Here is a 12296-nt window from a genome sequence, read left to right on the forward strand (position 1 = left end):
GTCAGTGCCGGGGGTTACGGTGCGTTGCATGCCGGACGCAGAAGACGTACGCCGTATCGCCCTGTCCTTCCCGGACACGACCGAGAAGACGGCCTGGAGCATGCCCACCTTCCGGGTGGCCGGGAAGATGTTCGCCACGCTCCCCGACGAGGAGACCTCCCTGGCCGTGCGCTGCCCGAAGGAGGAGCGGGACGAACTGGTGCTGGCCGAGCCGGAGAAGTTCTGGATCGCCCGTCACGAGGCCCAGTTCGCCTGGGTGCGCGCGAGACTCGCGGCGCTGGAGGGCGAGGACGAGCTGCGGGACATCCTCGCCGACTCCTGGCGCCAGGCGGCACCCCCGCGGCTGCTGGAGGAGCATCCGGGACTCGGGGTGCCGCAGGAGCGCTAGACGCTGACCGTGGCCGCCCCGACGAACGCGCCGATCCGTTCCCGCAGGCCGTGGGCGTCCAGGCCGTGCGCCGTGAGATGTTCGTCGAGGGTGCCGTACCGGCGCAGCTCGCGGCGGCCGACGCCGAGGCCGAGGACGCGGTGCGGCACGTCGGCCAGGGCCTCGGTGGCGGCGCGGGTCGAGGTGCCGGCGAGGTAGGGCTCGACCAGGACCACGTCCGTTCCCGCCGCCTCGGTGGCCCGGCGCAGGGCCGCCGCGTCGAAGGGCCGCACGGTCGTCGCGTACAGGACGGTCACGTCCAGGCCCTCGGTGGCGGCGAGGACGGCGTCCAGCATCGGCCCGACCGCGACGACCACCCCGGCCCGCCCCTCGCGCACGGTGCGGAAGCGGGCGCCGTCGACGGGCAGGGCGAGCCGGTTGCGCTGGAGGGAGAGGCGTACGTACACCTTGTCGTCGCCCGCCGCGACGGCGTGCCGCAGCAGGGTCTCGGCCTCGTCCGGGTGGCCGGGCACGTGCACGGTCCAGCCGTCCAGGGTGTCGAGGAGGGCCACGTCGCCCGGCGACATGTGGGTCTGGCCGCCGGCCGGCCAGTCGAACGAGCCGCCCGCGCTGACCAGGACCGCGCCGGTGTCCTGGTGGCCGAGGTCCAGCTTGATCTGCTCGAACGGCCGCTCGACGAGGAACGCGGCGAAGGTGTGCACGACGGGGCGCATCCCGGTGAGGGCGAGGCCGGCGGCGGCCCCGACGAGGAGCTGCTCGCGGATGCCGACGTTGATCAGCCGGTCGGGGTGCCGCCGGGCGGCGTCCGTGAACGCGTCGCGGCCGATCTCGGCGAGGACGACCGCGACCCGGGGGTCCTCGTCCAGCAGCTGGGAGGCGACGGTGCCGAACCGGTCACGCATGGTTTCCATGATGTCCACGAGGGTGGGCCTTTCTGATCCGGTCAGTGGGCGTTCTTCGGTTCCACACGGGCGACGACCGCGTGCGGCCGGCCGGGATGCGGCGCGGTGAGGGCCGCGTACAGGGCGGTGTGATCGCGTCCGTCGACGGTCGCGGTGGACCAGTTCGCCGCCTCGAACCGGGCCGCGATGCCGCCGGGCAGGGCGTGACTGGCGGAGGCGTTGTCCACGACCACCGTGTGGAGCCGGTCGAGCCCCGCCGCACCGGCGTAGGCGATCGCCTCGTGGTTGCTGCCCTCGTCCAGCTCGGCGTCCCCGATCAGCACCCAGACGGCCGGCCCCGCCAGCCCCTGCGCCCGCAGCCCGAGCGCGCTGCCGACGGCCAGCGGAAGCCCGTGCCCGAGCGACCCGCTGCCGATCTCGGCGCCCGGCACGAGCACCCGGTCGGGGTGGTGGCCGAGCGGCGAGTCGTAGCCGCCGAAGCCGGGGAGCCACTCCTCGGGCACGAACCCCTTCGCCGCCAGGACCGCGTAGTACGCCATCGGCCCGTGCCCCTTGCTCAGCAGGAACCGGTCCCGGTCGGGGGCCCCGGCCCGCCCGGGGGTGACGTCGAGCACCCGGTCGTACAGCACCCACAGCACGTCGAGCGTGGAGGTGGCGGCGAAGTCGTGCTTCTCGTCGCCGGTCATCAGGCTCATCAGGCGGGGCAGATCGTCGTATCCGTGGTCCGCTGTGATCGTCATGCGGACGATCCTGCAACCTCAAGCCCGGTTGAGGTCAACAACCGAACGGTGCGCGAGCACCGACCCGAGTGCGGTATTGTTTCCCTGCACGTTTCGACCAGGGAAACCCCAGGTCAAACAGCATCGGGACGTGGCGCAGCTTGGTAGCGCACTTGACTGGGGGTCAAGGGGTCGCAGGTTCAAATCCTGTCGTCCCGACTCGAGAGAGTCGCAGATCAGGGCCGTCGCCGGAGAAATCCGGCAACGGCCCTCGGTCATTCCCGGGACCCGTGCGCTTCAGTCGCTCCCCGCCGCACGCAAGTGCTTCCGCTCCGCCAGTTCCTCCTCGGTGACGAGTTCGAGCAGCGGTTTGCCCGGCTCGCAGACGAGGGTGGCCAGGAAGCGGAGCGGGATGTCGGGGCGGTGGTTGGCGTCCTGGTAGTGGATCACGTCGCCGCCCGGCTCCCAGAAGGCTTCGCCCGCCCGGATCACTCTCGGCGGCTGTCCTTCCACCTCGTAGAGCATCTCGCCTTCCATCACGTAGCCGAAGACGGGGCCGGAGTGGCGGTGGGCAGGGGTGCCGGGGTCGCCGGGCGGGAACTCGACGCGGGCGGTGACGACGTGCGCGCCCGCGGGGAAGGCGGGAGGCTCGGCGTCGTCGAGCACGGTGACGGCGGTCTTCCACGCCTCGGAGCGGTGTCCGTTCTCAGGCATCGTGCCGCTCCTGGAGCCACTGCTCGTACGACGTCGTGCCCAGACGGGCGCCCGGCGGGGCGATGACGGCGTCCTGCGGGACCTGGCCGAACAGGCCCGCGCTGTCGTCGATGATCACCTCACGGTCGTCGGGGTGCGCCCGGAGGGTGAGCCGGCCCAGCTCGTCGAGGGAGACCACGTCGGGGCCCGCGACATTGACGACGGCGTTCCTGGGCGGAGCGGTGGCGGCCTCGACGAGGGTGTCGACCACGTCGTCCACGGCGACCGGCTGGAGCCGGGTGGTGGGCAGCCGTACGGTGTCGCCCGACGTGGTCCAGGACATGATCGGTTCGACGAAGTCCATGAACTGGGTGGCCCGCACGATCGTGTAGGGGACGGGGCCGGCCTCCACCAGGCGTTCCTGCTCCAGCTTCGCCCGGTAGTAGGCCACGTCCGGCACCTGGTCGATCCCGACGATGGACAGGAGCACCACTTTCCGGACCCCGGCCCCGTCCGCCGCGCGCAGCAGCGTCTGTGTGGTGGTGCGGAAGAACGGCATGGCGTCCTCGTCGAAGCTGGGCGCGTCGATGGTGTTGACGACGGCGTCGGCTCCGGCCAGCGCGTCCGGCACACCTTCCCCGGTCAGCAGGTCGACTCCGGTGGAACGGTCGTGGGCGGCGACCTCGTGGCCCGCCGCCCGTAACTTCCTCACCAGGCGCGATCCGACGAATCCGCCCGCCCCGACGACGGCGATCTTCATATGAGAGGTCCTCTCCGGTCGGCGACTCAGCGGCTCAGCTACTCGGGGCTGAGTCGCTCAGCCACTCAGCGACTCAATACGAGCGCGGCGGCCGCCGCCGAAGTGGCGGCTGCCGCCGCGCCCAGCGCGTATCCCACACAGCGCAGCCGCAGCACGCGGTAGCGCTCCTCGTACTCGCCGCGCAGCGACCGGCAGCGGGCCGCGATGCGCTCCAGGTCCTGCCGGGCACGGCGCAGGCTGTCGGAGACGTAGAGCTGCTCGATCTCCTCGCGCTGCGCCGTGGTCGGCCACTCCATGCGCTCGACGAACTCGTGTGCGCGCTGTTCGGCCACCGCGATGGTGGCCTGCCACAGCAGGTATCCCTCGACCTGGTCGCCGAGTCCGGTGCCTTCGGCTTCCTGTCCCGGCAGCTTGGTCATGGTGATCTCCGGACTCAGTGCCCGATGGCGAAGGCCTCGCGCTCCGCCCGCGCGATGTCGGGGTGGTGCAGGTCGAACGCCGGGGACTCGCTGCGGATGCGCGGCACGGTGAGGAAGTTGTGGCGCGGCGGCGGGCAGGAGGTCGCCCACTCCAGCGAGCGGCCGTAGCCCCACGGGTCGTCCACCTTGACCGGCTTGCCGTACTTCGCGGTCTTCCAGACGTTGTAGAAGAACGGCAGGATCGACAGGCCGAGCAGGAACGAGAAGATCGAGGAGACGGTGTTCAGCGCGGTGAAGCCGTCGGCCGCCAGGTAGTCGGCGTACCGGCGCGGCATGCCCTCGGCGCCCAGCCAGTGCTGGACCAGGAACGTGCCGTGGAAGCCGATGAACAGCGTCCAGAAGGTGATCTTGCCCAGGCGCTCGTCCAGCATCTTGCCGGTGAACTTCGGCCACCAGAAGTGGAAGCCGGCGAACATCGCGAAGACGACCGTGCCGAACACCACGTAGTGGAAGTGCGCCACCACGAAGTAGGAGTCGGACACATGGAAGTCCATCGGCGGCGAGGCCAGGATGACACCGGTCAGACCACCGAAGAGGAACGTCACGAGGAACCCGGTCACCCACAGCATCGGTGTCTCGAAGGAGACCGAGCCCTTCCACATCGTGCCGATCCAGTTGAAGAACTTCACACCGGTCGGGACCGCGATGAGGAACGTCATGAACGAGAAGAACGGCAGCAGCACACCGCCGGTGACATACATGTGGTGCGCCCACACCGTCACCGAGAGACCGGCGATCGCGATGGTGGCCGCGATCAGACCCATGTAACCGAAGATCGGCTTGCGGGAGAACACCGGGATGATCTCGGTGACGATGCCGAAGAACGGGATCGCGATGATGTACACCTCTGGATGGCCGAAGAACCAGAAGAGGTGTTGCCACAGCAACGCCCCGCCGTTGGCCGCATCGAAGACGTGCGCGCCGAATTTGCGGTCCGCCTCCAGCGCCAGCAGGGCCGCCGCGAGCACGGGGAAGGCGAACAGGACCAGCACACTGGTCAGCAGCACGTTCCACACGAAGATCGGCATGCGGAACATCGTCATGCCGGGGGCGCGCATGCAGATGATCGTGGTGATGAAGTTGACGGAGCCGAGGATCGTGCCGAAGCCGGAGAAGGCCAGCCCCATGATCCACAGATCGCCGCCCACGCCGGGGGAGCGGATCGCGTCCGTCAGCGGGGAGTAGGCGAACCAGCCGAAGTCGGCAGCGCCCTGCGGGGTCAGGAAACCGCTGACCGCGATGAGCGAGCCGAACAGATAGAGCCAGTAGGCCAGCATGTTCAGCCGGGGGAACGCCACGTCGGGCGCGCCGATCTGGAGCGGCATGATCCAGTTCGTGAAGCCCGCGAACAGCGGGGTGGCGAACATCAGCAGCATCACGGTGCCGTGCATCGTGAACGCCTGGTTGAACTGCTCGTTGGAGATGATCTGCATGCCCGGGCGCGCCAGCTCGGCACGCATGAGCAGCGCCATCACGCCACCGATGAGGAAGAATCCGAACGACGTCGACAGATACAGCGTGCCGATCGTCTTGTGGTCGGTGGTCGTCAGCCACTTCACCACGACATTGCCGGGCTGACTGCGCTGGACGAGAAGCTCGTTCTCGCTCGACTCCTCGGCGGCCGGCTCGGGCTGATTGATGGTTGTCACAGGTCGCGCTTCTCCTGATGCTCGAGTTCCGCCCGCGCCGTGGCGTCAGTGACGGCCATCCTCACCGCTCGCGCCGGACCCCCACATCCGTGAGCGGCCGACACGCCGCCGTTCGGGGGTTTGTGGCACTCGTACGGAGCAACGCACTCCGCTCGGCTCCGCCGGCGCCGCACCGGGTGACCGGCGACCCCGTCCGGCCGTGGAGGGGGGTGGAGGGGGCTGGGAGGGGGGACTGTCCGCCCCGGCCCGCCGTTGACTACCGTACGGCTCGCCCCGCCCGCCCCGGCCGGGGCGGACGGAGGAGATCTTGACGCGCCTGATCCTGGGACCCCTGCTGCGCTACGTCGACGGCTCGTCCGCGACCGTCTGGGTCGAGACGAGCCACCCGTGCACCGCCGAGGTGCGCTGCTCCGACGGAGCCAAGGGCACCACCCGCACCTTCCGGATAGCGGGCCACCACTACGCCCTGATACCGGTGAGCGGTCTGACCCCCGGCACGGAACCGGAGTACGAGGTGACGCTGGACGGCGAGTCCGTGTGGCCGCTGCCCGACTCCCCCTTCCCGCCCTCCGTCATCCGCGCCCCCGCCCCCGACGACGCGCTGCGGGTCGCCTTCGGCTCCTGCCGCTGGGCCGCGCCGCCCGCCGACGACGCCCACGACCCGGCGGGCCCCGACGCCCTGGACACCCTCGCCACTCAGCTCGCCGGGGGCGGCGAACGCCCCGACGTCCTGCTGCTGCTCGGCGACCAGGTCTACGCCGACGAGACCTCCGAGGAGACCCGGCGCCGGCTCGCCGCACGCCGCGACCTGAGCGAACCGCCCGGCGCGCAGGTCACCGACTACGAGGAGTACACCGGCCTCTACCGCGAGTCCTGGCTCGACCCGGAAGTGCGCTGGCTGCTGTCCACCGTGCCGAGCTGCATGATCTTCGACGACCACGACGTCATCGACGACTGGAACACCTCCGCGTCCTGGCTCGCCGAGATGCGGGCGCTGCCCTGGTGGCGCGAGCGCCTGCTGAGCGGCCTGATGTCCTACTGGGTCCACCAGCACATCGGAAACCTCAGCCCCGCCGAGCTGGCCGCCGACCCGCTGTACGCCGAGGTCACCGCCGCCGCCGACGGCACCGACGCCCTGCGCGCCTTCGCCGCCGGGGCCGACGCGGACCCCGCCTCGACCCGCTGGAGCTACCGCCGCGACTTCGGCCGGGTGCGGGTGCTGATCGTGGACTCGAGAGCGGCGCGGGTGCTGGCGGAGGACGAGCGGGCGATGCTCGACCCGCAGGAGGAGCGGTGGCTGCGGGAACAGGTACTGGAGGACCGCGACGCCTGCGACCACCTGCTGATCGGGACCTCGCTGCCCTGGCTGATGCCCCACCTCGTGCACGACGCCGAGGCGTGGGACGCGGCCCTGTGCCGGGGTGAACGGGGCCCGCGCTGGGCCCGGTTCGGGGAGTGGCTGCGCCGGGCCGCCGACCTGGAGCACTGGGCGGCGTTCCCGGAGTCGTTCACCGCGCTGGCGGATCTGATCGCCGAGGCGGGGACCGGCCCCGACGCCCCGGCGACGATCGGCGTCCTGTCCGGAGACGTCCACCACGCCTATGTCGCCGAGCCCGCGTGGCGCTCCGCGCCGGTCGACTCCCGCGTGGTCCAGCTGACCTGCTCGCCGGTCCACAACTCGGTGCCGCGCTCGATGCGGTTCGGGTTCCGCTTCGGCTGGAGCGGTACGGCACGCGCACTGGGCCGCGTGCTCGCCCGGCACGGCCGGTCGGCCCGACTCCCGCTGACCTGGCGGCGTACGGGAGGCCCGTGGTTCGGCAACCAGCTCATGACCCTGACCCTGCGGGGCCGTTCGAGCCGGCTCCGGCTGGAACAGGCGCGGTCGACGGAAGGCGGGCGGGCCCGCCTGGAGACGGTGACGGAGCGCGAACTCTCGTAGCGCTTCCTGGCAATCCCCCTGCTGCACAAGCCCCTTGTCGGACAAGCCCTTGGCCGAACAAACCCCTTGTCCAATGGTCAAGAAGTGTTGACCATTGGGGGCATGCCTGAAGACGAGCTCCCCGAGACCTTCCACGTCACCACCGACGACCAGTTGCGCGCCGTCTCCAACCTCACGCGTCACCGGATCATGGCCGTGCTCCGCTTCGAGCCCGCCACGATCACGCAGATCGCCGAGCGGGTGGGCCTCGCGAAGGGAAGTTCCAGCTACCACGTGCGGCTGCTGGAGCGGGCCGGCCTGGTGAAGGTGGTCCGGACGCGGAAGGTGCGGGGCGTCACCGAGCGGTACTACGCGATGGCCGCGCGGGCGATCGTGCTGCCGGACCCCGGCGAGGGAGGGCCCGATGTGCTGATGCGCCATGCCGTGGCCGACCTGGAGGCGTCGCCGGTGGACGCCGAACGACACGTACGGATGGCCCATCTGCGGCTCACCGAGGAGCAGTTCGCGGAGCTGGGGGCCCGGCTGGAGGCGCTGGCGGACGAGTACCGGGAGCTGTCCGACCCGGCGCTGCCGGACGCGTCCCTGGTCTTCGCGCTGTTCCACCCGGCACCGCGCCGTCAGGCGGAGGGGGATGCGAAGTGAGCACAGACAGAGTCAAGTTGCCGACCGGCTTCGGGCGGCTGTGGACCGCGCAGACGGTGTCCTCGCTCGGGGACGGGGTGTCGCACGCCGCCCTCCCGCTGCTCGCGCTGACGTTGACGCGGGACCCGATGGCGCTCGCCGTCGTCACGGCCGCCGGAACGCTGCCGTGGCTGCTCTTCGGGGTGCTCGGCGGTGCGCTGGTGGACCGCTGGGACCGCCGCCGCACGATGTGGGTCATGGACGCGGCGCGTGCGGCGCTGCTCGCCGCGCCGGCGGCCGCGGCCGCGCTCGACGCGCTGAGCATCCCCCTGCTCGCGGCCGTCGCCTTCCTGCTCGGCCTCGGCGGCCTCTTCTTCGACACCGCCGCCACGGCCTACCTGCCGGACCTGCTCGGCCGCGACCCCGCGCTCCTGGAGCGGGCCAACTCCCGCCTGCGTGGCGCCCAGACCGCGATGTCCGGCTTCGCGGGACCTCCCGCGGGCAGTGCGCTGCTCGCGCTCGGGCGGGCGGTTCCGCTGCTCGCCGACGCGGTGTCGTTCCTGATCTCGGCCCTGCTCGTGCGGTCGCTCCCCGCCATGCCCCGCCCCGTGCCGGAGGTCCGCGAGTCGCTGCTCCGGCAGGCGCGGGCCGGAGCCTCGTACGTCTTCCGGGACCGGCTGCTGCTCGGGCTCGCGCTCCGCCCGGCGGTCGGGAACGTCGCCTTCATCGCCGTGGAGACCGTCCTCGCCCTCTTCGCGCACGACCGTCTCGGCATCGACACCTACGGCTTCGGCCTGCTCCTCACGGCGGAGGCGACCGGCGGCCTGCTCGGCGCGGGCATCGCGTCCTTCCTCGGCCGACGGCTCGGCACCGGCACCGCTCTGACCTGCACGGCAGCCGTCGAAGGGCTGGCCGTCCTGGGCCTGGCCGCCGCCCCGGACCCGTACGTGGCCGGGCTGGCGCTCGCCGTCTGCGGGGCGGGCATGGGCGCCACGATGGTGCTCGGGCCCTCCCTCAGGCAGGCGATCGTCCCGGCCCGCCTCATGGGCCGGGTCGCCTCCACCTCCCGCATGCTCGCCATGTGTGCCGCCCCCTTCGGAGCCTTCCTCGGCGGCTGGCTGGCCACCGCCTATGACGTACGCACCCCGCTCTACGCGGCCGCCGGCCTCCTCCTGGCGATGACGGCCGTCACGGCGTCCATGACCGGCAACCGCCGCGTCGAGGCGGCGCTGCGGGCGGCCGCCCCGGCCGCCGCTCCGCCCCACGCCCCGGATCGCCCGGCTTCGCGGGCGCCGGTCCAGGAGGGCGCCATCCAGGACGGCGCCATCCAGGACGGCGCCGTCTAGGGCGGTGCCGTCCAGGGCCCCGCGATCGCCCTCGGATTCGGCCATTCCGTATCTCTCCCCGCCTCGCACGACGCGAGCGTGCCCGGAGCCGGGGCGGCACTGTCGACCCCGGATGCCGAGCCGGGCGTACCGGTGGCGAGCAGGTGCGACGGATGCCTCGGAGGGCGTCGCGCGCAGCCGCACCCCCCTTGCCCGAACGGGTGGCCGATTAGCTGCGCCGCCGCTGGGACCGGAGTGGTTACGGAAGGACTGCGGGTACTCGCGCCGCATCCCAAGTCCCGTACCTCGTGCGGGGCTTCACGTCCTACCCGAGGGAGATGAACGATGAACCGCAAGCTCTTCAGGACCGGGCTGCCGCTGCTGGGCGCCGTGGCGCTCGCCGCGGTCCCGGCCGTGACGGCGCAGGCCGCGCCCGCGCAGGCCGCGCCCTGTGTCCAGAAGGTCGCGGTGGTGAACAACTCGGGGTTCGTGCTCTCCTGGGCCGCGAGCACCCGCACCGGCGAGCAGTCCCCGTCGACGGACGCGTACCCCGTGAACCAGACCCGGACCATCGACCTGACGACGACGTCCTTCCCGGAGGGCACCGACCTGCGCCCGGTGGTCGACGCCGTCGCCGGGACCACGGCCTACGGCAACCGGTACGTCTCGTACTGCGACAACGGCCAGACCGCGACGTACACCGTCACCGGTACCACGCTCGACTACTCGGTCACCCTGCTCGACTAGCGGGCGGTGCGTACCGCGAGGGGCCGCGCCCGACCGGCGCGGCCCCTCGCGCGGGAGCTGCATCCGGGGACGTGCGGACGGCGGAAGGACAGGTGACGGCTTCCGCGTGTCTGGTGGGGGAGGTGCTCACCGTGAAGGAAGTCCGCCTGTCCGCGCGAGAGAGGCGCGTACTGGCCGAGATGGAGCGCACCCTCAGCCGTGACCGCGCGCTCGCCCGGCGATTCGCCGCGGCCCGCGCCGTCCGCCCCGACCCGTCGGCCGGCCGCCCCCGCGCGCTCCCCGTCGCCGTGGCCGCCTTCGCCGCCGTCTCCCTCACCCTGCTCGCCGTCGCCGTCGCCTACGGGCACCCGGTCCTGCTCTGGATCTTCGCGGCCACCTGGCTGCTCACCCTGGCCGGCCTCATCCGCCTGACGCTCCGCTGGAGCCGGGGGTGGAGATCGGCTCCGCCGCCCATTCGGTGAAGCGGCACGCGAGCCGCACGCGATCTGTTGCGGGCATGTCAAACAGGGCTACGGTTTACCCGCGTCAACCTGCACCTTCCCCCACGAAGGAGTCGATGCGCCGTGCCCGTCTCCGGACGAGTCCTCGCTCTCGCCGCGCCCGCGCTGGCGGTCGCCGCGCTGCTTCAGGTTCCGGCCCCGGCTCATGCCGCGGTCGTGCCGGAGCACGCGGTCATCGTGTGCCAGAGCGCCAGCTTCTACGCCAACTACGACAGCTCCTCCGGGCCCACCGGCCTGGTGCGGACGCTGTACAAGGGCGACAAGGTCGGCCACACCCGGGGCGCGCACCCCGTCTACAACGGCTGGGCCGCCACCTTCGACTTCGGCCCCAACGACTGGGGTTACGTGCGCGACGAATGCATCGGCGGCTACGGCTCATGGTGAGCCGGGACCAGGGAGGCAAGGACATGTCCGTACCCCGTATCGTCCGCGGCGCCGCGCTCGCGGCGGCCGTCGGCGCCATGCTGCTGGCGGGCTCCGGTTCCGCCCAGGCCGCCGACGGGACCGTCGGTACCCGCGAGACCGTCTGCGCCCAGGACCTCTTCGTGCGGACCGAGCCGCTGGGCGCCTGGATGGGCACGCTCAGCAAGGGCCAGACGTTCCTGGTGGAGAGCAAGCGGTCCGGCTGGGCCTACGGGTTCGCCTACGGCGACATCAACCGCCGGGGCTGGGTCCAGGACGGCTGGTTCTGCTGACGCAGGGAAGGGCGGTGCTCAGGGTGACATCCGTGCCGCCACCTCCTCCGCGCACTCCCGCAACGCGGGCGCGTATGCGCGGAGTTGGTCCGCGTCCGTCAGGATGACGGTCGCGGCGAGGGACAGGGCGAGCGGCGGGGTTCCCGCGGGGGTGCCGGGCAGCGCCACCGCGATCGAGCGGACGCCGATCTCGTTCTCCTCGTCGACCTCCGCCCAGCCCCGCTCCCGTACGAGGACCGACTCGGCGCGCAGCAGGCCGGGTTCGGTCACCGTGCGCGGGGTCACCGCCGGGAGCGGGCCGGCGAGCAGGCGTTCGCGTTCCTCCTCCGGGAGCCAGGCGGCCAGCACCTTGCCCAGAGAGGTGGCGTGCCAGGGGTTGCGGGTGCCCTCGGCGTTGCGCAGTTGCAGGTGCTGGGTGCCCTGCGCGGAGAGGACGAGCAGCACCTCGGCGTCGTCCAGAATGCCCGCGATGACGGGCAGCCCGGTGCGCGCGGCGAGCCGGTGCATCGGGGCCGCGGCGGCGGAGTAGCCCGCGGGGGAGCGCTGGAAGCCGCGGGACAGCTCCAGCACGCGGGAGCCCAGGGCGTAGCGCCGGGTCTCCTCGTCGTAGGTGGCGAACCGTTCCTCGATCAGCCGGCCCAGGATGCGGTGGGCGCTGCTCACCGGCAGCCGGGCGGCGCGGGCGGCGGCGCTGACGCCGAGACCGGCGGGATGCTCGGCCAGCACGGTGAGCAGCCGCAGCCCCCGGCCCAGCATGTCGTCGCCGGATGAGGTGGTCACCGTGCGCGCCTCCGTCGTTCGCCGCGGCTGGATCGGCCTGCGTGGGGATGGGGTGCGGCGGCGGCCCGTACGTATGCCGGGCCGCCCGCCGCTTCGGTG

15 protein-coding genes and 1 tRNA gene are annotated in these 12296 nt (G+C 72.1%); 9 read left to right on the top strand and 7 right to left on the bottom strand.

All coding sequences use genetic code 11. The features are described 5' to 3' along the window. The first annotated feature begins 28 nt into the window (after positions 1-28). Positions 29-388 (top strand): MmcQ/YjbR family DNA-binding protein, encoded by a 360-nt coding sequence (locus ABZ898_RS25090; protein ID WP_361663061.1) that lies wholly within the window; start codon positions 29-31, stop codon positions 386-388. On the opposite strand, the gene ABZ898_RS25095 is transcribed toward ABZ898_RS25090, so the two are convergent. Next, entirely contained in the window at positions 385-1299 is a 915-nt protein-coding gene (locus ABZ898_RS25095) for a transketolase C-terminal domain-containing protein (RefSeq protein ID WP_361663064.1), read from the bottom strand. The two genes, ABZ898_RS25090 and ABZ898_RS25095, sit on opposite strands and share 4 nt — an antisense overlap. 32 nt (positions 1300-1331) lie before the next feature. Then, the gene (locus ABZ898_RS25100; RefSeq protein WP_361663067.1) at positions 1332-2030 is read right to left on the bottom strand and encodes a transketolase; all 699 of its coding nucleotides are present in this window, start codon (positions 2028-2030) and stop codon (positions 1332-1334) included. 124 nt (positions 2031-2154) lie between these two features. Between ABZ898_RS25100 and ABZ898_RS25105 the strand changes: the two genes are divergently transcribed. Beyond that, positions 2155-2228, top strand: a tRNA-Pro gene (locus ABZ898_RS25105). Between the two features lie 78 nt (positions 2229-2306). On the opposite strand, the gene ABZ898_RS25110 is transcribed toward ABZ898_RS25105, so the two are convergent. The 4 genes from ABZ898_RS25110 to ctaD all read right to left on the bottom strand — a co-directional run bounded on the left by ABZ898_RS25110 (position 2307) and on the right by ctaD (position 5590). Then, entirely contained in the window at positions 2307-2723 is a 417-nt protein-coding gene (locus ABZ898_RS25110) for a cupin domain-containing protein (protein WP_361663070.1), read from the bottom strand. Next, positions 2716-3462 (bottom strand): NAD(P)H-binding protein, encoded by a 747-nt coding sequence (locus tag ABZ898_RS25115; RefSeq protein ID WP_361663073.1) that lies wholly within the window; start codon positions 3460-3462, stop codon positions 2716-2718. Before ABZ898_RS25115 ends, ABZ898_RS25110 begins: the two co-directional genes overlap by 8 nt. Positions 3463-3527: 65 nt before the next feature. Then, the gene (locus ABZ898_RS25120; protein WP_361663076.1) at positions 3528-3881 is read right to left on the bottom strand and encodes a cytochrome C oxidase subunit I; all 354 of its coding nucleotides are present in this window, start codon (positions 3879-3881) and stop codon (positions 3528-3530) included. 14 nt (positions 3882-3895) lie between these two features. Then, the gene (ctaD, locus tag ABZ898_RS25125; RefSeq protein WP_361663079.1) at positions 3896-5590 is read right to left on the bottom strand and encodes a cytochrome c oxidase subunit I; all 1695 of its coding nucleotides are present in this window, start codon (positions 5588-5590) and stop codon (positions 3896-3898) included. A 307-nt stretch (positions 5591-5897) separates the two neighbouring features. Here ctaD and ABZ898_RS25130 point away from each other — a divergent pair, with 307 nt between their 5' ends. The 7 genes from ABZ898_RS25130 to ABZ898_RS25160 all read left to right on the top strand — a co-directional run bounded on the left by ABZ898_RS25130 (position 5898) and on the right by ABZ898_RS25160 (position 11417). Then, positions 5898-7529: an alkaline phosphatase D family protein gene (locus tag ABZ898_RS25130; protein ID WP_361663082.1), complete on the top strand. Its 1632-nt coding sequence runs from the start codon at positions 5898-5900 to the stop codon at positions 7527-7529. A gap of 102 nt (positions 7530-7631) precedes the next feature. After that, positions 7632-8171 (top strand): winged helix-turn-helix domain-containing protein, encoded by a 540-nt coding sequence (locus ABZ898_RS25135; protein ID WP_361663085.1) that lies wholly within the window; start codon positions 7632-7634, stop codon positions 8169-8171. Further along, complete coding sequence (locus ABZ898_RS25140; RefSeq protein WP_361663088.1) at positions 8168-9496, top strand: MFS transporter; 1329 nt, start codon at positions 8168-8170, stop codon at positions 9494-9496. The genes ABZ898_RS25135 and ABZ898_RS25140 overlap by 4 nt, the downstream gene beginning before the upstream one ends. A gap of 324 nt (positions 9497-9820) precedes the next feature. Then, a complete protein-coding gene (locus ABZ898_RS25145) occupies positions 9821-10222 on the top strand; it encodes a hypothetical protein (RefSeq protein ID WP_361663091.1) in 402 nt (133 codons plus the stop codon). A 92-nt stretch (positions 10223-10314) separates the two neighbouring features. After that, positions 10315-10683, top strand: coding sequence for a DUF3040 domain-containing protein (locus tag ABZ898_RS25150; protein ID WP_361663094.1), 369 nt, complete (start codon positions 10315-10317; stop codon positions 10681-10683). A 102-nt stretch (positions 10684-10785) separates the two neighbouring features. After that, positions 10786-11106, top strand: coding sequence for a hypothetical protein (locus ABZ898_RS25155; protein ID WP_361663096.1), 321 nt, complete (start codon positions 10786-10788; stop codon positions 11104-11106). 23 nt (positions 11107-11129) lie between these two features. Further along, a complete protein-coding gene (locus ABZ898_RS25160; RefSeq protein WP_361663099.1) occupies positions 11130-11417 on the top strand; it encodes a hypothetical protein in 288 nt (95 codons plus the stop codon). A gap of 18 nt (positions 11418-11435) precedes the next feature. Here ABZ898_RS25160 and ABZ898_RS25165 read toward each other — a convergent pair whose 3' ends face one another. After that, a complete protein-coding gene (locus tag ABZ898_RS25165; RefSeq protein ID WP_361663102.1) occupies positions 11436-12197 on the bottom strand; it encodes an IclR family transcriptional regulator in 762 nt (253 codons plus the stop codon). Positions 12198-12296: the final 99 nt, after the last annotated feature.

It is taken from the genome of Streptomyces sp. NPDC046860 (assembly GCF_040645115.1).
Taxonomy (GTDB): Bacteria; Actinomycetota; Actinomycetes; order Streptomycetales; family Streptomycetaceae; genus Streptomyces.

What these genes read in the sequence shown, in the direction of transcription:
- ABZ898_RS25090 (WP_361663061.1), top strand. Translation starts at nt 29, where the DNA reads ATGCCGGACGCAGAAGACGTACGCCGTATCGCCCTGTCCTTCCCGGAC.
- ABZ898_RS25095 (WP_361663064.1), bottom strand. Translation starts at nt 1,299, where the DNA reads ATGGAAACCATGCGTGACCGGTTCGGCACCGTCGCCTCCCAGCTGCTG.
- ABZ898_RS25100 (WP_361663067.1), bottom strand. Translation starts at nt 2,030, where the DNA reads ATGACGATCACAGCGGACCACGGATACGACGATCTGCCCCGCCTGATG.
- ABZ898_RS25110 (WP_361663070.1), bottom strand. Translation starts at nt 2,723, where the DNA reads ATGCCTGAGAACGGACACCGCTCCGAGGCGTGGAAGACCGCCGTCACC.
- ABZ898_RS25115 (WP_361663073.1), bottom strand. Translation starts at nt 3,462, where the DNA reads ATGAAGATCGCCGTCGTCGGGGCGGGCGGATTCGTCGGATCGCGCCTG.
- ABZ898_RS25120 (WP_361663076.1), bottom strand. Translation starts at nt 3,881, where the DNA reads ATGACCAAGCTGCCGGGACAGGAAGCCGAAGGCACCGGACTCGGCGAC.
- ABZ898_RS25135 (WP_361663085.1), top strand. Translation starts at nt 7,632, where the DNA reads ATGCCTGAAGACGAGCTCCCCGAGACCTTCCACGTCACCACCGACGAC.
- ABZ898_RS25145 (WP_361663091.1), top strand. Translation starts at nt 9,821, where the DNA reads ATGAACCGCAAGCTCTTCAGGACCGGGCTGCCGCTGCTGGGCGCCGTG.
- ABZ898_RS25160 (WP_361663099.1), top strand. Translation starts at nt 11,130, where the DNA reads ATGTCCGTACCCCGTATCGTCCGCGGCGCCGCGCTCGCGGCGGCCGTC.